Below are 24,874 nucleotides of genomic sequence, written 5' to 3' on the forward strand. Positions count from 1 at the left end.
TTTAGGGGGAAGGTATAATGAGATTAGATTCAATTAAAGTACGAATAACATCATTCGCAGGTGTTACTCTGTTTATTGTTATGGCTGCATTAATTGCTGTATCCGGTGTTACATTGTGGAACACATCTTCAAAGGACGCGCTTGTAAACGCGGAAGCTTTAGCGACTGCTTATTCCAGCAAGACTCAGGATCAGATGAATCAGGCAATTACTATAGCCCGTACTGTAGCTGTTTCTCTGGGCGGCATGAGAGAGTCCATGTATCTGAGCAGAGAAGCAGTTGATACGATGTTGCAGAACATTTTGGGTGCAAACCCTGCCGCACTTGCTTCTTTTACCTTGTGGGATACGGATACCTTTGATGGACGTGACAGCATCTATGCGAATGATGAAGGTCACGACAGCACTGGCAGATATCTTCCGTATTGGTCACGTGGAGCAGGCGGTACATATGTTGTTGAACCGCTGGTGGATTACGATACGTCCGATTACTACCAGCTTCCTAAGCGTACTAGACAGGAGGCTGTGACAGCCCCTTCTTTCTACAGCGTACAGGGAAAAGACGAATTCATTACTTCACTTGTAAGTCCTATTTTTGTGAGAGAAAAATTTGTTGGTATCGCAGGAATCGATATTAACTTAGGATTTCTTGAAGAAGCAGCTGAACAGCAGCACATGTTTGATGATACCGGTGAAGTGGTCGTTATTGCCAACCATGGTGAGATTGTTGCACATTCCGGCCAACCAAAATCCATTGGGCGCAATATTAACAATATCTATCCAGAATTACCTGAGCTTGGTCGGTTGGTACAGAATGGTGAAGCTAGTGTCTTATTCAACGAAAAATTACAAAGATACCAGATTGTAAAACCTATCCATATTGGTAAATCACCGACCCCGTGGAGTGTTATGGTGACTTTGCCGGAAAGCTATATTGCAGACAAAGCCACAGAAGAAGTAACAACCCTTGTTTTGACAGCAATCGGGTTAATTGTTTTCGGCCTTATCTGTATGTGGTTCGTCGCATGTCGCATTGCCAATCCCATGATTGTTATGTCCAGAGCGGCAAGCATGACTGCGAATTCTAGGTTTCAAGATTTATCCGGCATTCCAGATGCCCGAAATTTTTCCGGTGAACTTCTTGATCTGCACAATGGCTTAAAAAGCATGACCACGCAGGCCGTGGATGCCCTTGCAGAAGCAGACGCACAGTCGCGTGAAGCAAGAGATAAGGCGCGAATTGCAGAGCAGGCTGTTCGCGAAAGTGAACAGGCTAAGCTTGAAGGCGAGCAAGCGACTCAGCGCGGTATTGCGGAAGCAGCTTCACGAATTCAACATATTGTTGAGCGTGTTTCTTCAGCTTCTGAACAATTGTTTGCGTTGGTGAATCAGTCCAGTCAGGGCGCAGAAGTTCAACGTGACCGTATGACTGAAACTGCTACAGCCATGGAAGAAATGAACGCCACGGTTCTTGAAGTTGCTAAAAACGCCTCCGAAGCCGCTGGTAACGCGGATGCCGCAAAAGGGCGGGCTGCTGAAGGCGCTACAATAGTAAATCATGTTGTGGGCTCCATCACTGAGATCAATCGTCAGGTTGTGGATATGAAATCAGGTCTTGATGATCTGGGTATTCAGGCTGAAGGCATTGGGCAGGTCATGGATGTTATTTCAGACATTGCAGACCAAACCAACTTGCTGGCTCTGAATGCTGCCATTGAAGCAGCGCGCGCAGGAGATGCAGGACGCGGCTTCGCCGTTGTTGCTGACGAAGTGCGCAAGCTGGCAGAAAAAACCATGACTGCCACACACGAAGTCGGTAAATCCATCGCTTCAATTCAGGCAGGAACACGTCATAATATCAAAAGCATGGAAGAGGTTGCAGTTGTGGTGGAAAGCAGTACAGAACAGGCTCAGCAGTCTGGAACTTCTCTCACAAATATTGTGACAATTGCTGAATCCACAGCGGATCAGGTTCGAGCTATCGCAACAGCATCAGAAGAGCAGGCTGCTACTTCTGAACAAATTAATCGCGGTACTGAAGAAGTAAACCGTATCAGTGGCGAGACGAATGAATCCATGGGGCAAGCCTCCAGCGCTCTTGTGGAGCTTTCTGCACTGACAGATGAATTAGCTTCAATCGTACGGGAAATGCAAAAATAGTAGCCCGTAGGTGTAATCTCATTATATCTCAAACGGGATTGTCTGAACGTATTCAGATGATCCCGTTTGTTTTGTTTTTGACGAGTGCCGGAATCGTACTTACTACTCTTGATGTGCATCAATGAAAGCTGAAAATGGATAATGTAAGAGTTGGAACCGACGAAGTGGTGTTCTCGTAAGCATGGAACTATCCATGCGATCGATAAATGTCCTACTTTGTTGGTAGTATATAGCTGGGTGGTGCAATCACTACTTGCAAAAATAGCCAAACATGCTAGTCCTACCCTCACGCGATACTGCTTGGTCGTATGTGCTCGTACGGTTGGTTTTAACCGTAAATGTGAGCACGTACAGACATGCACCTGAGCCTCGTTATTATTGAGGCATAGAATAGATTTATTGCACCGGCGGTTACTAATTAGCTTTTTACTAACCTGCTGCTACATGGTGTTTAGTTGTATCACGCGCACGTATTAACTGATTTGTTTCTTTTTATTATTACAGTAAATTGTGCGACAGACAGTTCAATGTAAGAGCGAGCCTGCCGCCGACTTACACATCTTTTGCGGAGGATGTCTTATGTCTAAGCACGTAATTGTTATTGGTGCTGTTGCCCTTGGTCCAAAAGCTGCCTGTCGTTACAAACGTCTTTGTCCAGACGCGAAAGTAACCATGATTGATCAGGCTCCACGTATTTCATACGGTGGTTGCGGCATCCCTTACTTTGTTTCCGGTGAAGTAAATACCGTTGTAGACCTCCAGTCTACTCCTTACCATATCGTTCGTGACGCTGCGTTCTTCAAAACAAACAAAGACGTAGACGTTCTTATCAACACCCGCGCAACTTCTATTGACCGCGAAGCCAAAACTGTTTCTATCGAAAACGTTTTGACCTGTGAAAAAGAAGTGCTCTCTTACGACGAACTCGTAATCGCAACCGGTTCTAAGCCAAACTTGCCTCCGTTTGAGGGAATTAACCTCAAAGGCATCACTCCTGCTACCAACCTCGAAGAAGCTGAAGTTATCAAAAACGCTGTTGCAAACGGCGAAGTTAACAACGCAGTTGTAGTTGGTGCTGGTTTTATTGGTCTTGAAATGGCAGTTGCTTTTGCAGATATGTGGGGCATCAACACTAGCGTTGTTGAGCTTCAGAGTCAGATACTTCCTGGTTTCCTGCCTAAGTCTTTATCTAGAATGGCACAGAGCGATCTCGAGAATAACGAAGTAAAAGTTTACCTCGAAGAGTCTGTTGTTCGTTTCGAAGGCGTAGACGGTAAAGTTACTAAAGTTATCACCAACAAGCGCGAGATCGAAGCCGATCTCGTTATCCTTGCTATTGGTGTTTCCCCTAATACTGAGATTGCTGTTGAAGCTGGCATCGAATGCGATAAACGCGGTGCAATCAAAGTTAACGATCATTTCCAGACTTCCGATCCTGCCATTTACTCCGGTGGTGACTGCGTAACCATTCCTAACCTCGTAACCGGCAAACTCGGCTACTACCCACTCGGTTCCATGGCGAACCGTCAGGGTCGTATCATCGGTACTAACCTCGCCGGTGGTGACGCAAGCATGGCTGGCGGTATTGGCAGCTGGTGCGTAAAGCTGTTCGAAATGTCTTGCAGTGGTGCAGGTCTTACTCTCGAACAGGCTCTTGCGAACGATTTTGATGCAATCTCCGTTCACGTTGAACAGATGGACAGAGCTCACTTCTTCCCTGAAAAAGCGCTCATGTCTCTCCAGATTGTTGTTGATCGTCCTACTCGTCGTATCCTCGGTATGCAGGGCATGAACGAATTCGGCGATGCGCTCACTGCACGTATCAACGCAGTTGTGCCGCTCATCTCTTCTCATGCAACCATCGACGACGTAGCCAATCTCGAAGTTGTTTACTCTCCACCGTTCTCCTCTGCGATGGATATCGTTAACGCTGTTGCTAACGTAGCAGATAACGTTCTCGCAGGTCAGAACAAGTACATGGACCCTGCTGACTTCGGCGCATGTTGGGCTGATCGTGATTGCGGCGACTACTACTTCATTGATACCCGCCTTGCTGGTGGCGCTAAAGATATGTGCGAAACATACCCAGGCGAATGGCACAATATTCCAAACGAAGAAATTAGTGCACGTATCAACGAAATTCCTAAAGACAAACAGGTTGTAATGATCTGCAACACCGGTCTGCGCTCCTACGAAGCTATGCTTCTTGCGTGCGAACTGGGGCTTGAAAACGTAAAAGCATCCGCTGGTGGTATGGGCGCTCAGAAAAAACTGAACGCTAAAATCTAGGCTGATTGCTGATTTTGGTTAGCCTAGGGGCTTGCCTCCGGCGGCCAAAGAACCTTGTTGAAACAAGGTTCTCTGGACTCTCCAAAAACTTTTATTATGCGATGAAAGCCTTTTGATTTACTTATTACTTGGCTTAATCCCACTGACTTGAATAGCAAAAAGGGCTGTCCTTCATATGAAGGACAGCCCTTTTTTATTTTACGAAAGGTCGTGGAGTATAAGCCGCGAGCTACAAAAGTAACGGGCTAGTCTCGCGGTTAAAGGTTTCTGGAGATTCCTAAGAACCTCTTGCAAGAGGTTCTTAGGCCGCCGGAGGCTCGTCGAAGACATCCAGCGGCGGCAAACTCCGTAGACAAAAAAGCGTCGCAGACTCACCAAAGGCGTACCACATAGCTTGCTGCTATTTTAGATCACTAGGTTCTTGAATATGCAGCTTAGAATCGAGATACTTGAACTTGGCGTCGAGGCGTTTGTTGTGTTCGACATCGGTGTCGGAATAGCGCCACAGAGGCGACATTTCACCGAGGATGTCTTTAAGGCGCCAGCTGTGAACAAATACCTGTCCTGACAGCCCGTGCAACACTGCAAGCTCTGCTTGTGTGAATTTGCTGGTGTCGAGTCGTTCAATAATCCTTGGCGACAGCCTGAGAGAATCACGACGGGCGTAGCCCATAATTGTCCGAATGGCATTCGGCTTTTTGCCGAGGCGATATTTTAAGGCATCGCGAAACTCTGATGCATTCGGGAACCGTTCGAGCCAGAGGTCGTCAATTTTTGTCAGGGTATCTTGGGTTATGCCATCAACCTCTGTGAGCTTTTCCCATGCACTCGGTGTGAGTTCGTAGGAAACAGGTTCAAAGGTTGTCTGCTGGAATACGTTCTGTAGGAAGAACAGGCATACGAAACAGATTGTTGCCGCCATTACGGGGGTAAGAATCCAGCCGAATGCGATGTTCGCCAGTGAGCGCCAGCGGATGCCTCTGCCACCTTTCAAGAGCCCGATACCAACAATTGCGCCGATGGTCGCTTGTGAACTGGAAACAGGTACAAGCGGAATCGGTGGTAGTCCGAGTGATACGGACAGGTTGGAAAGATCTTGTGATGACAGCATAAACAGAACGAGTGAGTTCGCCATAACAACCACAAAGGATGCAACTGGGGTCAGCTTGATGATACCGTCACCGACGAGCATCATTGTTCTGTGTGAATATGTGAAGATACCAACGGATACAGCGAGCCCGCCAAGAAAAAAGAGCTGTTGTGTGGCGGTCAGGATAAATCCGGGGAAAATTTCAAGAGGCTGTAGGTGCGCAACGGGGATAAAAACACCCATGACGTTCGCCATGTTGTTCGCGCCGAGGGCGTAGGAGCCGAATGCACCGGCGAGGATAAGCCCCCAGCGGGTCATTCCATCCAGCGTAAAAATATGTATTTGAGCAGCGTGAATGAGTCCGGCTATGCACTTATAAAGTAGAATAGCGAATACAGCGGACAGGGCAGGACAAGCCACCCATGTGAGCATGATCTTACTCAGCACAGCAGGGTCTGTTGCGGAACCACTAAAGAAGTTCCAACCGACAACAGCCCCAACGATTGCCTGCGAAGTGGAAACCAGACAGCGGGCTTTAACGAGCAGGTACACAGTGATGGCGGCAGAGAACGCTACCATAAATGCACCGGCAAGGGCGTTTACTTCCCCCAGTTTCCCAAGGGTGTCAGCCGTGCCGGAGCCACTGTACATAGCACCGATAATAACGCAGATGGAGCTGACGATGGCCGCAGTTCGAAACTTGACCATGCGCGAGCCAACAGCAGCGCCAAAAACGTTTGCTGCATCGTTTGCGCCCAGAGACCAGCCTAGAAAGAGGCCGCTGGATAAGAATACAGGCAACATAGAAAACCGTCCTTAGAGCATGCGCTTGATAACGTAAATGGTGAGTCTGTCAGCCACGTCTTCCGCCCTGTCTGCAATCTGTGCAACTTGGCGGACAAGGTCTTTTAGCTGGCTTTTGTGGCATAAGCTCAGGTCGTCGCGTCGATAGATATCAATGAGCATGCGGGTCGTAACTTTGTCTGATTCACTTTCCCAGTATGATACTTTGTGAAGGTGGTCAGAAACATTTGAACTGCGGAAGAATGAACGTGCAGAGCGCACGATTGCTTCAACTGATTCCACAGAGTACAAAACAAGTTCCTGCATATCGTCATGTGACTTGTATGGTACTTCCGGTAATTCAATCTGAAATTGCCAGAGCACTTCTTTACAGCAATCAAGTAGTGTATCAAGCTGCTCTAATAGTTGAAGTACGTCACCCCGTGATTCGGGAATAAGAGTTTTGAGATATAGCTGACGTTCAATTGCGCGTCGCATCTCATCCCCATGATGTTCTACAGTAGAAATCTGATCCAATTTTTCTTCAAACTGGTCGTGCTTTTCATCAATATAGAAGCCAACGCCTTGCTTAAAAAGCAAAGACGCTTCACTTACCTGATCTAAAAACTCATCAATACGTTTCTTTAATCCAATCTGCTTTCGCAGTACGCTGTGCGCCATCTGTCCTCCAGTACAATAATTGCTTGTAACAATTGCTTTTCAGTATCCAGTATTCCATGTAATATACGCGAAATATCTTTCGCACGATTGTCTTGTACATATTTGTATTTTTGCAGCGAAGGTTGCTCTATCCGTTTACCACATCGCGTAAGAGAAAGAGGGTTAGAACGCATGCAAGGGGATACACTGCATCTATTAATTATAGATGATGATACAATGTTACGCCGTAATATTTCGGTTTACTTCGAAGACAGCGGCTTTTTTGTAACGCAAGCCTGTAATGGTACAGAGGGGATTGAGCTCTTTTCACAAAATCAGCCTGATATTGTGATAGTTGACTTGATAATGCCTGATACAGGTGGTCTTGCGGTTGTTGAGCATGTAAAAAAAGTAGCGCCATACGTGCCGGTAATCGTTATTTCCGGCGTTAATCTTGTGGATGAAGCTGTACGGGCACTTAAAAAAGGTGCTTGGGAATTCATCACAAAACCGATTGTTGATCATGGCGTACTTGATCATGCTGTCAAAAAATGTCTGGAACGCGCGAGCTTATTGCTCGAACGCAGCCAATACCATGCCTTACTTGAATCCCGTCTAGAGACTCATTCTAACGAATTACAGTCAACAAGTGACCAACTTATTCGCTATCAGCAATTATTGCGGTCAAATAGTAGTTTTGTAAACAACCTTGTTGAAGCAATTCCGAGCCCTTTATACATTAGCGACAAAAACTTTGTGTGCATTGATTGCAATAAAGCTTTTTGCGATATGTTGCAGCTTGAAAAAAGTGAAGTGGTTAACCGCCGTATTCCTGACCTGCTCGCGACAAATACAACCTGTGCAGAAGCGTTATGCAGCGATGTATTTGAAAACAATAACAGCGGTGATTGCGAAATTACATATGTAGCTCAGGATAAGACTATATCATATTATGTGTTATATCGCAGGGCATTTACGGACGGAAATGATGGTAAATTGTCCACGCTTGGCGTGTTGCACAATATTACAGAGCTGAAGTCACAAAAAGAACTTGTTGCCCATCAAGCATATCATGATGAGCTGACCACACTGCCGAACCGTTTTTATATTATGAATTTTCTGCACGAGTTACTCGGGCAGGACACCGGTAAAACAACTTTTTGTCTTCTTTTCATCGACATCGATAACTTCAAGCGTATCAATGACAGTCTTGGTCATGATCTTGGCGACGAGCTGCTCAAACTTGTTGCAAGCCGTTTGAAGGGTATTATCGGCGTTAACGGAAAAGTTGCCAGAGTCGGCGGTGACGAATTTCTTGCTCTGCTTCCGAATGTTACGGAAGAACATGTTATTTCAAGTCATGCAGAAAATTTAAACACTGTTTTCAGAGAACCGTTTTTTGTGGCATCCCACAAACTTCACCTGTCAGTAACTATCGGTATCACATGCTATCCGGACGATGGGCATGATGCGAACACACTGCTTACTCGAAGTGATATCGCCATGTATCGTGCTAAAGAGCATAAGCGTTCCAGTTGGATGCGCTTTGATCGTTGTATGCTGGAACAGGTGACAGAACGCCTTAAGCTTGAGCGTTTAATTCGTGAAGGTCTTGAACGTCACGAGTTTATTCCGTATTTCCAACCTCGTTTCGATGTGCAGAGCGGTGAAATCTTGGGTGCTGAAGCCCTTGTACGCTGGATTCGTGCAGATGGCAGTATCGGTAACCCGGCCGAGTTTATTCCTGTTGCGGAAGAAACCGGTCTTGTTCGTGAGCTTGGTGAACAGGTGCTCATCGATTCATGCAACCAGATGCACGCATGGCACGAGATGGGGTATCCGGATTTAACGGTATCTGTGAACATTTCAGCAGTTCAGTTTACGGAAGATTTGTACGCGACTGTAAGCAGCGCTATTAAAGAATCGGGTATTAACCCTGTTAAGCTTGAGCTTGAAATTACCGAAACCATCATGATGAAAAATCTTGATAAAACTGCTGAGATTCTTCGTGAATTAGCAGGACTCGGTGTTAAGATTGTCATTGATGATTTTGGAACAGGCTATTCTTCTTTGTACTATCTGAAGATTTTCCCGATCGATATTTTGAAAATCGACCGCACGTTCATCGACGGTATTCCTGAAGATGAAAATGACGGAAACATCGTATCCGCAATCCTTTCCATGGCAAAACAGATGAAGTTGCATGTTGTGGCAGAAGGCGTTGAGACAGATGAACAGCTTGTTTTCCTGCAAAAGCACAAGTGTGAAGAAGCACAGGGCTTTTTATTCTCAAAACCGGTTGCTGTTGATGATTTTCTTATTATGCTTGGAGATGAAAAGGTTAGCTAACGCTTTGGCGTGTACGAACCATATACAAATGAGAAAAGGGTGGAGTTGTTTAACTCCACCCTTTTTTTATGCCAATTAACTGGTCGGTTGTTTCGGGTTTTTGCCCCAGTCAGGAGCAAATCGATAGAGAACAACTTTCCAGAGTAGATAGCTGAAGCATAGGCCGAAAGCCCAGCCACAAAGCACATCCAGCGGATAATGTTTAGCAAGATATACCCGTGAATAGCCAATAATCAGCGGGAGCAACCAAAGGAATGATCTGAGCTTAGGCCACATGAGCATTGCAATGGTTACGGCAGCCATAGAGTTAGCAGCGTGCCCGGAGAAAAATGATGAGCCGCTGGTATCTGTCTGCACAAAGTTCGCTGGCCGTTGAAGCCATTCACTTTTGTTGTAGCTATAGTAATTAGATTGGGCGATGGCATTGTTAGGCCGTACCCTTCCGACAGCATCCTTAACAACATTTGTCGTTAAGTCTGTAGCACCTACAACTGCGCCGATAATTGCTAAGCTAATAAGCAAATTGCGCCATTTTTTTGTTTTAATTCCGGCAAGTATAACAAGAGGGATTGCAACAACCCACACCAACATGCGGTCTGAAAAAATAGGCATGAGTACATCAAGTACGTCAGAACGCCATTGCATGTTGATGAGTTTGAAAAGGGCTAAGTCCCATTCAGGAGTAGAAAACGCCATGTATTTCCTCTGACCAGTAGTAAAAATCGATGTAAAAGAGTCGGAGTACTACTATTAAAGTTTGTACCGGCAACATCTGCTTTGCTAGTTTGTAGTAGGTTTTTACTCATTGAAATCATCTATTGCAAGGCAAAAACAACGACGAGACGTAGTTAAGCTATGTTCCAGAAATAAAATAAGAATTGTTGGTTTTTTCAAGAAATTTTTATCGATGATTTGTTTTCAAGAATACTTATTGGTTTTGTCTGGAAGTTCCAATCTAGCAGTTGTTGGATTAATAATACGTTAAGATCCGTCGTAGTGGCAGGGATCTTTTTTTTATGGCGCGCCATCTATTTCTCAAGACAAATGTTATTTAGAAAAATGAGTCTATTATCTAGAAATAAAAGTATCTTTTTGCTATGGTTACTCCAATTTCCATTTACAGCACCGGAGGAGAGGTATGCCGCAGCAGAATGTATGCGATTCCCGTCCCTGGCTTGGTGTTTCATCTAGAATTAACGCGCATACACCTATGCTCTTGTTGGCTCTAGGGGTTGGTGTTCTTGCCGGATATGGTTCGGTGCTATTCCGATATGCCATTGATGCAGTTCAGATCTTGTTCTATCAGAACAGTGCTGATTTTTTAGAGTTCTGTGACACACTTCCTTGGTACGCAATTGTGCTTCCGCCTACTATTGGTGGTGCAATTGTTGGTTTCCTTACGTCTAAGGGGGCGCCAGAGGCTAAGGGGCATGGTGTTCCAGAAGTGATGGAGGCTGTTGCTCTACGTGATGGCGTTATCCGTAAGCGAGTAGCTGCCGTAAAGATTGCCGCATCAGCCATTTGTATCGGCTCAGGCGGTTCTGTTGGGCGTGAAGGGCCGATTGTCCAGATTGGTTCAAGCATCGGGTCAACGCTCGGGCAATTGCTCAAAGTAAATAGAACCAACCAGCGAACCCTTGTGGGGTGCGGCGCTGCTGCTGGGGTTGCCGCAACGTTTAATGCACCGATCGCAGGAATTCTTTTTGCCTTGGAAATATTGCTTGGTGATTTTGGCTTTGCTGCGTTTTCTCCTGTCGTTCTTTCCAGCGTTACCGCTACAGCTATCTCCCGTTACTATTTCGGCGATTTTCCCGCGTTTATTTCTCCAGTGTACGAACTTGGTTCACTTTGGGAGCTTGGATTATTTCCAGTGCTTGGGGTAATATCCGCTCTAGTAGCAGTTCTCTTTGTTTTGACGCTCTACAAAATGGAAGATCTGGCAGATTACATAGCTATTCCGCCAATTCTTAAAGCTGCTCTCGGTGGATTGTGTATCGGCGGAATTTTGCTGCAATTTCCAGAAATCATGGGCGTGGGTTATGGAGCGATTACATTATCCCTCATGGATAAAATGGCATGGGGTACCATGCTTATTCTCATTTTCTTAAAAATTTTTGCGACATCGCTTACCATCAGTAGTGGCGGCAGTGGCGGTATATTCGCTCCGTCACTGTTTATCGGTGCCATGACTGGCGGCGTGTTCGGTGTTGCCGTGCATTATCTATTTCCTGCTGTTGTTCCAACTCCCGGAATCTTTGCTCTTATAGCAATGGGGGGACTTGTGGCAGGAACTACCTATGCGCCCATTACTGCTATTCTCATAATATTTGAGCTTACCAGTAACTACCATATTATCCTTCCGCTTATGCTTACATGTATTATCAGTACGCTGATTGCTTCCTCTATCAGCCCCGGTTCCATCTATACAATGAAGCTTCTCAGAAGAGGTGTTAATCTGCAGGGTGGTATGGAACAGAATATTTTGAAAAAGTACAAAGTGAAGGATTTGATGCAGCAAGAGCCGGACATCCTGTACGAAGGCGCTTCACTCCAGCAGGTGTTTGAAACGTTTCGGCAGAAGAACGCTCCGTATCTGCATTTGGTAGATAAAAACGACGAGTTGACAGGTATTATTTCTTTCCGCGATTTGCGAAGTGTGTTTGCGGAAGAATATTTGGATAATTTACTTATCGCGAAGGACATCGCCACTACGTGCATAGAGACGGTTCGTGATGAAGATATTGTACTGGAGGCTCTGCATCGAATGGCAGAATTCAGTATTTCACAACTGCCTGTGGTGGGGACTGACGGAAAGCTTATAGGTACACTGCGAGAACAGGACGTGCTCGCGGCGTATGATCAGTCCGTGGTGGGAATGCAGCTGAAGGATGCTGCGTAAGCAGAACAGAAACCTCTCTTTCGGATAGAAAGAGAGGTTTTTTTATGTTCTTAGTTCAGCCCCGGCAAAAGTAATTTGCGTGGCTGATTGACGCGCCGCTTAACCCGCGTCCACGTTTTAGGAGTGCATCCGAAGCGAAAAGACCAAAGGTCACAATCTTCTCTGGCACTGCATGAACGAACTTCATTACGGTTGTTATCGGAGCACATGAGGCAGTATTGCCGGATTTGCTGCACAGTGCTGCGTTGAGGTGCTTCCGGCCCGGTTCCAAGGCGATGATTAAAGAACAGGCACGTGCCGTCCTCGCATCCTTCCACACGTTTGGAGGAGCCCCCCTGACATGTGAGGCAGAATCGTCTGATTGCTTTTTGCGGTGATACCTTTGCCATATTTTGCCTTATATGTAGCGGTTTGCACATTTTGAGTACAAACAGTATGTAAATTCAGTAAAACGAAAAACGAAAGCTGTATTTATTACGGCAAGTTCGTATGAACTTGCCGACATTTTTAACGCTTGTCTTAGTACAGCGCGATCTATGATACCACAATAGTTTCGCAGTGCTGCATAAAAAAACCGTATATAACACCGGACAGGGGACATTGTGCCGATAAAAGACTCAGTAGCAACAGGTGTTGCACACTTTTTTCAAGCAACAGGCTATACAATAGAAGGGCTCGTTGCCACCTATCGTTCTGAAATTGCATTCAAACAAGAGATCGCACTTATTCCAGTAATATTGCTTGTTGCATGGTTTTTCTTCGGATTTCCATCAGCACTATTGCTGACCGGCATGTGGCTTATAGTCTGTGCTTTTGAGTTATGCAATTCCGCGATTGAAAATATTGCAGATTTAGTGATGCCTGAGAAGAATGAATTTATAAAACGTGCAAAAGACGCAGGCTCTGCTGCTGTTGGCGTGGCTATTGTCGCGAATCTTTTGACATGGCTTTATGTGATATTTGGTTAAATTTTACGGACATTATGTTGAAAAAAAGCTCTGTATCCGAGGATACAGAGCTTTTTTTATGCACATCAGGCGACATAACATCGCTTTTGCCTAGAATTATGTTGAAGGCTGATACGGCAAAAGTGAGGTCTCAATGTTCAACTCCATAAAAATTTGTGAGATCTGAAACTCATGCATGACGATGTGCGCAAGGTTTAACCCCATAGCTTGTTCAATATTCATCGGCCCTGCAATTTGATGTCTGAAATAGGTGTCTTTCAGGCACTCTCTCGGGGCTTCTGTTATGAACGATCGTAGCCATGCGTGGTTTTCATCCCACATGTCTGTCAGCTCAAAAATATCGTACTCACCCTTTGGTTGCAGGGCGATTTCCGGCACGGGTAAGAGCAATTGCAAATTAAATACATACGAAGTGATGGCGTATGAAATTTTGTTTGCAAAAGTTCTATGCAGAATCTCCATATTTTCAGGGGCAGGTAATCCGCCGAGAAGTGAGCGTTCTGTAAGAACAATATGCTCAAGCGCCATGATAGCAGACCACCGTTCTTCTCCCGGTGGTTTGCGCCGTACTATACCCGCGTACTGTTTATTAAGTGAAGAAAGAGCTTTGATTAGCTCTGTCTTATGGTCGTGGGTTGAATGCATCATGTAATATAGGTTCTGTTCCATTTTGGTATGGTACACAGCCCCTTTTTATAGCTTCTATGATTACTCTTGGCGGTGGGATTACTGTTTTTGGGTCATCGTATGACAACATGACAAAAAGATTATGAAAACAGTGCAGGATGGAGAGCTTTATTTTGCATGATAATACGTAAAGGAAGTGATGCACCTCGAACATATTTGACGTCGCGGTTGTATACAGCACAAAAAAGTGCTCCCCGACAGTGTCGGGGAGCAGAGGAGGCCTTGCTAAAGGAGGAAATCAATAGTGGGCTATTATGAGTGCTGTTTGCTTGTCTTATATATAAAAACAGTAAGTACTGTTAATTGCTCAGTAAGCGGGGGTTGATAACTCAACCCCCGTTGGGACCTGATTGGGAATGGTGAGGAGGTGTTCCATTCCCTTTTTTTTTACCCTAGGCTGTACCAGTGTGGGGGGTACAGCTAGTGCCTTTGCTAGAGGCTTTCAGTCTGCCCCGGGGTGTGTGAGGGGGGACTGAATTTCAACACGTTTTTAACGAGGAGTATGTAATGCTATCTCATCGCATCTGCCACAATGCGAAAGGAGCAAAGTATGTGTTGCAATGTTACTTGCGTTCTCTATGCTGTTTGATTCTATATTAGCATACAGCGTGCCAAAATTGACAAGCTTTTAAAAACAGTGAGTTATGAATATGAAGAAAAATGTGCACAAAAAATATGTGCAAAAGTTGCACTAAAAACAAACCACATGTGCAACTCTGCATGTGCAAAATTTGCACATGTGCACTTTGTCAAAAAATGTGCAGATGGTTGGTGTGCACAAGTTAATCTGTGCTTGACGCTTCCAGCCCCATTGAGAGCATCCGCGCAGCAAAAAGTCCGTTTCCTTTGATCTTCACTCCGGAAAAAGAACCATCATAAATAATGCCGACACCACAGGATGGTGAACGGGATTTCAAAATAGCCTTAGTGCATCCTGCCAGTTCAACCAGCTTTGCTGCTTCTTCAACGCCGAGCTGCATTCTTTCCGTAATATCTTCTCCGTTCTTTGAAACGGCACGTCCATCTTTCAGTTCAAAAGGTGTACGCGGAGTTGGAAATCCGCCCAGCTGTTCAGGACATACAGGTAAAGCGCGTCCTTCACGTACAAGCTGCTGTACATGTTCGTTCGTGTTGTCATTACCGTCGTATCTACATTTACAGCCTGCAAGGCAGGCGCTCACTACGTATTCAAGCATACATCCTCCATGAATTGTTATCTGCTCAGGCATTGCCCCTAGCATTCATATGTATGGTCGGCAAGTGGTTCAGTATAATCAGTATGATAGGGTATTGTGTTTATTTGAAGAAATTTGTGGAGTGTATGGAAATTGTACGCATGATCAAATTTTACACAGCAAAGCAAAGCTATTTTTTGTGTATCTGTATGCTTTTTATACAGAAGGTTTGTAAGTTAATTGAGGCATTAAGATAATATTAATGAAATTACTATATTGAGAATGTTGGCACGCTGGTTGCTTTGTTGTGAGTACATTCAAAAAAACTACGGGAGTAAGTTATGAATAAAAAGTTAATCGCAATTACAGCAGCAATGATGGTTTTGACAGGTTCTATGGCTTTTGCAGCAAACGGCTCAAATCAGATGCCAATGTACAATAACAATGGGTACGCACAGCATAATGGTTCCTACAACCATATGCCTATGAATCATAATGGTAATCACGGACAGCATATGTATCAGCTGTCTGATCAGGCAAAACAACGTTCTTCATCCACATGGGATTCAGTATGTAACTTCTTCGGAATGCATGGTGGTCACGGTAGTCATAGCGGCTACGCTGGTCACAACGGCGGTCACAACACTGGTCACAACACTGGTCACAATGGTAGCCATGGCGGCGGACACGGAGGGGGCCACATGTAGCACACCCTGCTAGACTGAATCGTTTTAACGTTCATCTAGTCTACTGAGAAAAATGACAGGCGTTATAAGTGTAGCCAAGATATATTGTATATCTTGGCTACATTTTTTTTGGCTTTGTTCCTGTGATTACAGGATCGGAAGGTATTTGCGAAGTTCAAAGTCAGAGATATGGGTACGGTACTCGTCCCATTCAATGCGTTTGTTGTTCACAAGGTTGGAGTGCAAGTGCTCTCCAAGAATGGTTTTCATCAGTTTGGAATCATTCAAAAATTCAACAGCTTCGTGCAAAGAACCAGGTAGGGATTCGATGCCTTTTGCGGTGAGGTCTTCGGTTTCCATAGCAAAAATATTCTCTTCAACTGCTGCCGGAAGTTCGTACCCTTTTTCGATACCTTCAAGACCGGCACCAAGTGTTGCGGCAAAGCAAAGATACGGGTTTGCTGCCGGGTCCGGGCTACGCAGTTCAATGCGTGTTGCCTGCTCTTTACCCGGTTTGTACATCGGTACTCGGATAAGAGAAGAGCGGTTGCACTGTGCCCATGCAACGTACACAGGTGCTTCAAATCCCGGTAACAAACGCTTGTAGGAGTTTACCCACTGGTTTGCGATGCAGGTGTATTCTTTAGCGTGTTTCAGCAAGCCTGCAATGTAGCTGCGTGCTTCTGAAGAAAGGTTGTGCGGGTCGTTCGCATCAAAAAATGCGTTCTTGCCGTTTTTAAACAAAGACTGATGCACGTGCATACCCGAACCGTTTTCGCCAAAGAGCGGTTTAGGCATGAAGGTCGCGTAACAGCCGTGTTTACGGGCAATTTCTTTCACAACAACTTTATACGTCATTGCGATGTCAGCCATTTTGAGAGCTTCGCAATAGCGAAGGTCAATCTCATGCTGGGATGGAGCAACCTCATGGTGAGAGTACTCAACATCTACGCCCATTTTTTCCAGCGCAAAAATGATTTCGCGACGAACATCATTCCCCATATCGAGAGGCGGTGCATCAAAGTACCCGCCAGAATCCAACGCCTGTGGATTCTTAGAATCTGTAAAGAGGAAGAACTCAAGCTCAGGGCCTACGTAGTAGGTGTACCCTTTCTGTGCCGCTTTTTCGATAAGCTTACGCAGAATGTAACGCGGGTCGCCTTCGTATGGTGTGCCGTCCGGATTTTTAATGTCACAGAACATGCGTGCTACAGGGCGGTCCGAAGGACGCCATGAGCAAATCTGAAATGTTGTTGCATCCGGATATGCAACCATGTCTGATTCTTCAATACGGGTAAAACCAAGGATTGAAGAACCGTCAAACCCCATGCCTTCTTCGAAAGCAACTTCGAGTTCTTTAGGCGTTACCTGAAAACTTTTGAGCGTACCCAAAATATCTACAAACCAAAATTGAACAAAGCTGATGTTGTGCTCTTTAACTGCACGGATAACATCATCTCCATTCTTGCAATTAAACACGGTATATTCGTCCACCACTAAATACCTCCCAAAGGCAAGCCTGCTAGTATTGATGACAGGATTTATTGCCCTGTTTCCTAAAAATCCTACAATTTTTACGGGGATACGTTGAGTGATCTTAAAAATGATTGCGTTTTTTTAAGGCTCATCCCTGTTATTCACGGGCGCATCATTAAACAGCATCCAAATGAATAGCAAGAAGATAAAAGTATCCTCGTTTACAAAATTGTCACACAATGGGGTTTTTTTCTATAATTTATTTTCTTAACACAAAAAAAACTCCCCTGTTCGTAAAGAACAGGGGAGTAACTTTGCCCAAATGGAGGCAGATAGACTGGAAACAACTATTTAATGAACAGCATTTCCTGGTAGGTCGGCAGTGGCCAGAGGTCATCTGCTACTACGTCTTCGAGTCTGTCTGCGTACTCACGAAGTTCGTTCATTACTGGCAGTACTTCGTTGCACAGGAAGCGAGCATGATCCTGTTCGCCGGAATGTGCTTTAGTAAGCATGGATTCGAGTTCGTTTGCTGCGGACTCAAGGCCATTAAGGTTTTCAGTAAGTTTGGTCAGCGGGCCCTGTACGCAGCCGAGACCAAGCTCTTTCATGTTCATGCAGTTGCGTGCGAGTTCTGTCTGGTAACGAACTGCAGCAGGAAGAATTGAGGTGCGAGCCAGTTTGATAGCAAGTTCAATCTCTGTCTGAACAACATTAATGTACTGCTCAAAGAAGATTGAAGTACGGCTGTCGAGTTCGCGCTTGGAAAGAACACCGAAGCTTTCGAACAATGCAACACTGGATTCGCTGTTGAGTGCAGTAAGTGCTTCAGGAGTAGTGCGAAGGTTTGCAAGACCGCGGGTCTTAGCTTCTTCAGCCCACTCATCAGAGTAACCGTCACCGTTGAACACTACAGAGTCGTGTTCCTGAACGATTTCCTGAATAACTTTTGTTACTGCATCGTTGAGTTCCCAGTTTTCGCTGTACATGAGGTTCTCAAGACGGTTGGAAATGTAATCCAAAGAGTCAGAGAGAATAGTGTTCAGTACGAGCTGTGCACCGGCGATAGACTGGCTGGAGCCAACTGCGCGGAACTCAAAGCGGTTTCCTGTGAAAGCAAACGGACTTGTACGGTTACGGTCACCGGCGTCCATAGGCAGTGGAGGCAGAGTATCTACGCCTACACGCAGGATGCCTTTTGCTTCAGAGGTAGCTTCGTCGCCATTTTTGATCTGGTCAAAGATGTCAGAAAGCTGCTGTCCGAGGTAGATGGACATGATCGCAGGAGGTGCTTCGTTCGCACCGAGACGGTGGTCGTTGCTTGCACATGCTACGCTGGAACGGAGCAATGAACCGTGTTTGTGAACAGAGCGGATCATAGCAGCACAGAAGAGCAGGAACTGAGCATTTTCATGCGGAGTTTCGCCCGGCTCAAAGAGGCTGCCGAATTTGCCGTTACCGATGGAGTAGTTCAGGTGTTTACCGGAACCGTTGATTCCTGCGAACGGTTTTTCGTGCATGAGGCACGCCATACCGTAACGCTTAGCAACGCTTTTCAGTACGCTCATGATCATCTGGTTATGATCGTTTGCGAGGTTGGAATCTTCAAACATTGGTGCAATTTCGTACTGACCAGGTGCTACTTCGTTGTGACGGGTTTTTACCGGCACGCCGAGTTTGTAGAGATCGCGTTCTGCTTCAATCATGAATGCGAGAACACGTTTCGGAATGGTACCGAAGTAATGGTCATCCTGCTCCTGACCTTTAGCTGGCTTTGCACCGAAAAGGGTACGGCCTGCAAGGTAGAGGTCGGGACGGGAGAAGTAGAAGTTACGGTCAACGAGGAAGTATTCCTGCTCTACGCCAGCGTAGTTCTGAATGCGTCCAAAATTTTCGTGACCAAGCAGCTTAAGCAGACGGCTGGTCTGGGTGTGGATGCACTGGTTGGAACGGAGAAGCGGAGTCTTTTTATCAAGAGCTTCACCAGTCCAGGAAACGAATGCAGTAGGGATACACAGGAAAACGCCATTGTCGTTTTCTAAGAGGTATGCAGGGTTTGTAAGGTCCCATGCGGTGTAGCCACGAGCTTCGAAGGTGGTACGCAGACCGCCGTTCGGGAAGCTGGATGCATCCGGTTCACCCTGAATAAGGGTAGTGCCGGAGAATTGGGCGATTGCGCCGCCGCGTCCGTCAGGCTCAAGAAAGCTGTCATGCTTTTCAGCGGTAAGGCCGGTAAGCGGGTAAAATACGTGTGTGTAGTGAGTCGCACCACGGGAAAGAGCCCATTCTTTCATTGCTGAAGCTACTGCATCTGCAATAGAAGGGTCCATCTGTTCGCCATTTTCGATTGTGCGCTTGAGAGATTTATAAACAGGTTTAGGAAGGTGATCTTGCATGACTTTGTCATTGAACACATTGCGACCGAACAGGTCGGTTGGCTTTTCTTCCAAGAAATTTAACGGCTTGCTTGTTGGTGTCGTGTTGTTTACAGCCGAAATGGCTTTAAGTCTGGCTAACGATCCACTCATGAAAATCTCTCCTTTAAACTAATTTGCGCAATATAAAATGGTACACGCCCGAGTAGGCATCTGCATTCTTCTTTTAGAAAATATAAAGCATAGATAATGCCAGTTCTGTAAAATCAATAAGTTACAAAAAATGGCTGCTTCTGTTGATTTCTTTTTATGACAAAAATGTCACAAAAACAACAATAAAAGTACCTGAATTTACAATATTGTAAAAACAGGCCTAAAATAAGCAGTGTGCGGCGAAAACCAAATCACAAATTTGTAAAATAGACATGTGCGCCGTAAGTAGGTACCTACTGCAATGGGCGAGTGCACTATGCAGCTGTAATCAAAATATCACAATGCCCAAATTTTACCAAAGTTGTAATAGTCTGAGATAATAGTTTTTTTGTCGATCTTTTGTTTAAAAGTCGATACTTGACTGAAACATTGGCGTAATTATTTTACTATATTACTCAGGAATATAGTATATGATGAAGATACATCCATTAATCAAAAAATGTAGTAAGTGAATTTAGCCTTGAGAGGTTGGCCATGATGAGACGGAGTATTGAAGATAGAAATATCAATCTAGATTTTATTCCGCCTAAGGTTAAGAAGGTGCTCGCACCAATTAAGAAGCCATTAATGCATATGACTGGCGTTGATGGATTGTTTAATGTGTATGATAGCATTACAAGAAGAGATAACCCGCTTGAGTTTTGTCAAAACGGTTTAGAAATATTAAATATAGAAGTCGAAGCTCTCGGTAGAGGGCTGCGCGATATGCCGCTTGATAAGCCGCTTGTTATCGTTTCGAACCATCCGTTTGGTGGTATTGAAGGACTCGCGCTGATGGCAGAAATATTGCCGCTGCGTCCTGAATGTAAGTTTCTTGCGAACTTTATGCTTGGAATTATGCCGGAATTGCGTCCATGCATGATTGAAGTGAATCCGTTTGAAACAAAAGAGGCACGCCGCGCAAATGTTCGCGGACTTCGTAATGCGATTACACATGTAGCAGCAGGCGGAAGTCTTGTGGTGTTCCCGGCTGGAGAAGTTTCCCATCTTCAGCCTAAAATGGGCGGCATCGTTGATCCAGTATGGAGCAAAAACGTAGCGCGGATTATTCGTAAAACGAATGCCGACGTTCTGCCTTTGTATTTCCACGGTCGTAATAGCCTGTTCTTTAATATGATGGGTATGGTGCATCCATTTGCACGCACAGCCATGCTCCCGAAACAGCTATACAATAAACGAAACAAAAAAATTACCTACAGTGTCGGGAATATTATCCCGTCCAATATGTTGAAGACGTTCGCAACAGAAGATGATGTGATGAACTATCTGCGTGTTCGCAGTTATTCCCTAGCTAAGCGTCCATCATCCAAAAAATTCCGTCTTCCGTTCAGAAAAGAAAAAGATCAGATGGAAATCGCAGCAGCGCGTCCGCATGAATCGCTCCTGAGAGAACTCTCGAAACTGCCAGAAGAACAGATTCTTGCAAAAGAAAATGGATTTACAGTATTTGAAGCGCAGGCATTTCAGATTCCAAACATGCTGCACGATCTTGGTCGACTGCGCGAATTAACCTTCCGCCCCGTGGGTGAAGGTACCGGACTCGATCTTGATCTCGACACCTACGATTATGAATACGATCATCTTATTCTATGGGATGATGAAAAAGAAACAATCGCAGGTGCGTACCGTCTTGGATGCACAGATAAAATCTTTCCTAGAAGCGGCGTAAAAGGCATGTATTGCAGCACCCTCTTCAAGTTCAAGCCAGAGTTTTTCACCCGCTTTGAACATGCAGTAGAGCTAGGGCGCGCAATAGTGAATCCGGATTATCAGAAAGATTACAGTCCGCTGATGTTGCTCTGGAAAGGCATTGGGCAGTACATTCTGCGTCGCCCAGGTACTCGCTACCTGTTCGGCCCATGCAGTCTGCCGCTTGAATTTAACCCGTTTACACTCGTAACCGCAGTTAATTATCTTAAAGAGCATCATATAGACAAAGAGCTCTCTACGTTAGTAGCAGGTAAAAAAGCACCGAAGCTGAAGCTGCCGAAAGGCATTCAGTCTGCATTCAATATCACAGACCTAAGCTTCACCGGTCTCAACGGATTAGTAAGAGATATGGAAGATGGCAGAACCATGCCTATTCTCTTCAAGCACTATCTACGCCTCGCAGGCAAAATTGGTGCTTTCCACGTTGATAACGCATTCGGCAGTCTCGATGCTTTCCTAATGATCGATCTGTCCGAAACACCGCTGCGCACGCTCAAGCGTTACCTCGGCGATGCCGAAGCTGTTCAGCTTATCGAATCCTTTAAGGACGCCGACAAGTAAGTCTTTGGCGGCCTGTTTGGTGGCGCCTTCGGCGAGTCTGCGACGCTTGCCTCCGGCGGCCAGAGAACCTTTTTGAAAAAAGGCTTCTCTGGACTCTCCAAAAACTTTTACCAGCGAGGTGAGCTTATTGCTTACGTAACCTCGCGGCTTATGCTCCATTACCTTTCGTGAAATGAAAAAAGGGCTGTCCTATTTATGTAGGACAGCCCTTTTTTTATTATTCAAGTCAGTGGGGTCAAGCCGCGTGAAAGCTTCGCTTGTGAAGGGTTGATCGCAATAAAATCGCGGTCAAGGGGGCGTCCCCCTTGCGGGTACAGGGCAGAGCCCTTGTCCCTCGGAGAGCCGTCGGAGACAGTTCTTGCCGGAAGGCTTATCGAAGACAAATACTGTCTAATCGTCGTCGTTAGCGACAGCATCGCGGGTGCGGCATACGCCACAGGTTCCGGCAGAAGTTGGGTAGCCACAGCGGTCGCACGGTACTGGCTTGGTGCCTTCTTCTTTTTCGTACTGGCGGAACGGTTCACGTCCATGCGCGAGGAACGCTGTGTAGAACGCGAGTTTGCGTCCTGGCATTTCTTCTTCAAGCTGGTTCCAGAGTTTTTTGTATGCAGTGGATGTAGCGCCTGGAGAATAAGGGCATGGAGCGTAGTGGTATTCGAGTCCGTTGAGGAACGCGTAGTTAGCGTTTTCAAATTCTGTGAGTCGGTAAAGCGGACGTACTTTGCGCGCAAAGCCGTTTTCTGCTTCGAGCAGTGGCCCTTGATCGCTAAGATGCGGGATATCCCAACGGAGGGTGTTGGAAAAAAGTCGTGCAACTTCGTCATCAAGGTTGTGTCCGGTAGCAAGGGCGGTAAAGCCTTCGTCCATGGCAACTTTGTTGAAGAAGTAACGTTTGATTCGACCACATGCGGAGCATACGGAACGAGAGAGGACTTTTTTAACACGCGGGATCTGTAAATTTTCTTCTTCCATCTCTTTAACAATGAGTGGAATTTCGTGTGTTGCGCAGAAGCGTTCAACAACGCCGCGTGCTGCAATAGAGCTTTCTGGGATACCGAGATCTATATGTAAGCCGTGAATTTTGTACCCGAGTTTTTTGAGTACGATAGCACAGGCTAATGAATCTTTGCCGCCAGAGAGTGCGACGAGGATTTTATCTTCGAATGTAAACAGCTTTTGACGACGGATGCTACGTTCAACAGATCGTTCGTAGAAAGACATAAAACAGTCAGCGCAAAAGCCGGTGTTATGGCTAGGAAGTGCAACAACCGCAGTTGTTTTACATACTTTACATTTCATTCTGAGTTTTCCTTATAGATATATGCGGCGCCTTGGTGAACCGACGCCGAAGCATGAGATCAGAGAAGATGACAGCCCTGCATGGTTGTGCGGGGAGGTAGTTTGCTAACCGCTGGATACAACGTTGCGAACGATAACGTCGTCGCCATGAAAAAGTTTTCTATCTGAAGTAAGTAGTTCGTTGTCGCGGATAACAAGTACTTCTGCAGAATTTGCTTTAACGATATTTAAAAGCTGACGTACTGAACGAGCTTTTAACGTGAGAGTCTCATTTTGTGGCTGGAGTGTAACAGTAACTCCGTAAGGTTTTGTGTAAACAACCTTTTCTTCTTGCATGATAGGCATCCGTGTACATAAAGTTATTGAATGGCTACTGTCTCTTTTGATCCGAGGCAGAAGTTTGTATATGCTATTAGTGTCGTGTGACTTTTGCGACACTGAATACAGTGGGGCAAAATAGCTGTCCGACAATCCGTGCATACTTTACTCATTTTTTACAACATGACAAGAATCTGAAAAGTAAATGCTTGCTGATGTAGTAAAATTAGCTAGTTATGTTTTTTTAATATTTTTTTAACTAGTAAATCAGCATGTTACGATTTTGATAAAACAGGTTTTGGTCGAAAAACGACTTTGTAGCTTTTTTTTATGTTTATACATTCTAATAAAGGGGTTATGAATCTCGTTGCATTTGTTTTAAGTGTATGCCAAGTATACGCGGTATTATTCACGGGGACGAATTCATCTTTTTTGCATCCACAAGTAAGCCCTCTGCAATGTTTTAATCATTGCACAATCAGCCTCTACGCGAGATTAACATGAAGAGAAATTTTCTTTTTTTCGCTTTGGGGGAGAATGATATGGCTGATAAAAAAGTACTGATTGTGGATGACGAAGAGAATATCAGACTGTTATATAAGGACGCGTTTGAAGAGGACGGCTACAAAGTAGCTATCTCTGATGGTTCCGAGCCTATTTTAGATGTGCTCGAACGCGAAAGTCCGGATGTCGTTGTGTTGGATATCAGGCTGAATCAAAAGCTTACGGGCTTGGATTTATTGCAGGATATTCGAACTACTAATTCGACGCTGCCTGTTATCTTAAGTACAGCATACGATAGCTTTCAGCATGATATGAAGTCGATTGCGGCGGATTGTTACGTAGTAAAATCTGTTGATTTGACGGAATTGAAAGCGAAGGTTGCAAGTTTCTTTGAATAGCACTATTTTTAGTTAAGAACTAAAAAGGACACGCTTGCGCGTGCCCTTTTTGAGATATTGTCTCTTGAAGGGGGTCATCCTTCAGGGACTTGCTGCAAGAGTTGGTCGCTCTTCAGCATCAGGATAATGTGTGTAGCGGCCCTGTTTTTTAAGCGGAATGGGGCCGCCACATGTCCGGAACTTTCCGAAGCTACTTCCCTAGCATCTAGATGGCTGATAACCCCGAAGGGGTAGTTTCGGCTTGTCACCAACCCGCCAATATGCTTTCTTTTTTT

General features: G+C 45.3%; 18 protein-coding genes. 8 read left to right on the plus strand and 10 right to left on the minus strand.

Annotated features, from left to right (window positions below):
• Positions 1–17: 17 nt before the first annotated feature.
• Both ACZ5V1_RS15685 and ACZ5V1_RS15690 read left to right on the plus strand, forming a co-directional pair.
• On the plus strand, positions 18–2,159 hold the full coding sequence (locus ACZ5V1_RS15685; RefSeq protein ID WP_464389639.1) for a methyl-accepting chemotaxis protein: 2,142 nt from the start codon (positions 18–20) through the stop codon (positions 2,157–2,159).
• A gap of 579 nt (positions 2,160–2,738) precedes the next feature.
• Positions 2,739–4,448 (plus strand): FAD-dependent oxidoreductase, encoded by a 1,710-nt coding sequence (locus ACZ5V1_RS15690; RefSeq protein WP_464389640.1) that lies wholly within the window; start codon positions 2,739–2,741, stop codon positions 4,446–4,448.
• Positions 4,449–4,848: 400 nt separating this feature from the next.
• Here ACZ5V1_RS15690 and ACZ5V1_RS15695 read toward each other — a convergent pair whose 3' ends face one another.
• Both ACZ5V1_RS15695 and ACZ5V1_RS15700 read right to left on the minus strand, forming a co-directional pair.
• Entirely contained in the window at positions 4,849–6,342 is a 1,494-nt protein-coding gene (locus ACZ5V1_RS15695; RefSeq protein WP_464389641.1) for an inorganic phosphate transporter, read from the minus strand.
• Between the two features lie 12 nt (positions 6,343–6,354).
• Entirely contained in the window at positions 6,355–7,002 is a 648-nt protein-coding gene (locus ACZ5V1_RS15700) for a DUF47 domain-containing protein (protein ID WP_464389642.1), read from the minus strand.
• 171 nt (positions 7,003–7,173) lie between these two features.
• On the opposite strand from ACZ5V1_RS15700, the gene ACZ5V1_RS15705 reads away from it, so the two are divergent.
• Positions 7,174–9,330 (plus strand): GGDEF/EAL-containing response regulator, encoded by a 2,157-nt coding sequence (locus tag ACZ5V1_RS15705; protein ID WP_464389643.1) that lies wholly within the window; start codon positions 7,174–7,176, stop codon positions 9,328–9,330.
• 75 nt (positions 9,331–9,405) lie between these two features.
• On the opposite strand, the gene ACZ5V1_RS15710 is transcribed toward ACZ5V1_RS15705, so the two are convergent.
• On the minus strand, positions 9,406–10,026 hold the full coding sequence (locus ACZ5V1_RS15710) for a phosphatase PAP2 family protein (RefSeq protein WP_464389644.1): 621 nt from the start codon (positions 10,024–10,026) through the stop codon (positions 9,406–9,408).
• Between the two features lie 442 nt (positions 10,027–10,468).
• Between ACZ5V1_RS15710 and ACZ5V1_RS15715 the strand changes: the two genes are divergently transcribed.
• The gene (locus tag ACZ5V1_RS15715; RefSeq protein WP_464389645.1) at positions 10,469–12,229 is read left to right on the plus strand and encodes a chloride channel protein; all 1,761 of its coding nucleotides are present in this window, start codon (positions 10,469–10,471) and stop codon (positions 12,227–12,229) included.
• A gap of 50 nt (positions 12,230–12,279) precedes the next feature.
• On the opposite strand, the gene ACZ5V1_RS15720 is transcribed toward ACZ5V1_RS15715, so the two are convergent.
• Positions 12,280–12,618 (minus strand): restriction endonuclease, encoded by a 339-nt coding sequence (locus ACZ5V1_RS15720; RefSeq protein WP_464389646.1) that lies wholly within the window; start codon positions 12,616–12,618, stop codon positions 12,280–12,282.
• Positions 12,619–12,831: 213 nt separating this feature from the next.
• On the opposite strand from ACZ5V1_RS15720, the gene ACZ5V1_RS15725 reads away from it, so the two are divergent.
• On the plus strand, positions 12,832–13,197 hold the full coding sequence (locus ACZ5V1_RS15725) for a diacylglycerol kinase (RefSeq protein ID WP_464389647.1): 366 nt from the start codon (positions 12,832–12,834) through the stop codon (positions 13,195–13,197).
• A 96-nt stretch (positions 13,198–13,293) separates the two neighbouring features.
• Here the strand turns inward: ACZ5V1_RS15725 and ACZ5V1_RS15730 are convergent, their stop codons facing one another.
• Positions 13,294–13,845 (minus strand): DinB family protein, encoded by a 552-nt coding sequence (locus tag ACZ5V1_RS15730; protein ID WP_464389648.1) that lies wholly within the window; start codon positions 13,843–13,845, stop codon positions 13,294–13,296.
• An 821-nt stretch (positions 13,846–14,666) separates the two neighbouring features.
• Positions 14,667–15,080 (minus strand): 2-thiouracil desulfurase family protein, encoded by a 414-nt coding sequence (locus tag ACZ5V1_RS15735; protein ID WP_373792856.1) that lies wholly within the window; start codon positions 15,078–15,080, stop codon positions 14,667–14,669.
• A gap of 320 nt (positions 15,081–15,400) precedes the next feature.
• On the opposite strand from ACZ5V1_RS15735, the gene ACZ5V1_RS15740 reads away from it, so the two are divergent.
• Complete coding sequence (locus tag ACZ5V1_RS15740) at positions 15,401–15,766, plus strand: hypothetical protein (RefSeq protein ID WP_464389649.1); 366 nt, start codon at positions 15,401–15,403, stop codon at positions 15,764–15,766.
• Between the two features lie 126 nt (positions 15,767–15,892).
• On the opposite strand, the gene ACZ5V1_RS15745 is transcribed toward ACZ5V1_RS15740, so the two are convergent.
• Together ACZ5V1_RS15745 and ACZ5V1_RS15750 are read right to left on the minus strand one after the other, a co-directional pair.
• Positions 15,893–17,242 carry a glutamine synthetase family protein gene (locus ACZ5V1_RS15745; protein ID WP_464389650.1) on the minus strand — a complete coding sequence of 450 codons (1,350 nt, stop codon included), beginning with the start codon at positions 17,240–17,242 and terminating at the stop codon, positions 15,893–15,895.
• Positions 17,243–17,568: 326 nt separating this feature from the next.
• Positions 17,569–19,749 (minus strand): glutamine synthetase III family protein, encoded by a 2,181-nt coding sequence (locus tag ACZ5V1_RS15750; RefSeq protein WP_160713104.1) that lies wholly within the window; start codon positions 19,747–19,749, stop codon positions 17,569–17,571.
• Positions 19,750–20,283: 534 nt separating this feature from the next.
• Between ACZ5V1_RS15750 and ACZ5V1_RS15755 the strand changes: the two genes are divergently transcribed.
• Positions 20,284–22,080 (plus strand): lysophospholipid acyltransferase family protein, encoded by a 1,797-nt coding sequence (locus ACZ5V1_RS15755; RefSeq protein ID WP_464389651.1) that lies wholly within the window; start codon positions 20,284–20,286, stop codon positions 22,078–22,080.
• A 390-nt stretch (positions 22,081–22,470) separates the two neighbouring features.
• Here the strand turns inward: ACZ5V1_RS15755 and ACZ5V1_RS15760 are convergent, their stop codons facing one another.
• Together ACZ5V1_RS15760 and ACZ5V1_RS15765 are read right to left on the minus strand one after the other, a co-directional pair.
• Positions 22,471–23,379 carry a PP-loop family protein gene (locus tag ACZ5V1_RS15760; protein WP_464389652.1) on the minus strand — a complete coding sequence of 303 codons (909 nt, stop codon included), beginning with the start codon at positions 23,377–23,379 and terminating at the stop codon, positions 22,471–22,473.
• Positions 23,380–23,484: 105 nt separating this feature from the next.
• Positions 23,485–23,715: a hypothetical protein gene (locus tag ACZ5V1_RS15765; protein WP_464389653.1), complete on the minus strand. Its 231-nt coding sequence runs from the start codon at positions 23,713–23,715 to the stop codon at positions 23,485–23,487.
• 524 nt (positions 23,716–24,239) lie between these two features.
• On the opposite strand from ACZ5V1_RS15765, the gene ACZ5V1_RS15770 reads away from it, so the two are divergent.
• A complete protein-coding gene (locus ACZ5V1_RS15770; RefSeq protein WP_464389654.1) occupies positions 24,240–24,599 on the plus strand; it encodes a response regulator in 360 nt (119 codons plus the stop codon).
• Positions 24,600–24,874: the final 275 nt, after the last annotated feature.

It is taken from the genome of Halodesulfovibrio oceani subsp. galateae (assembly GCF_055397225.1).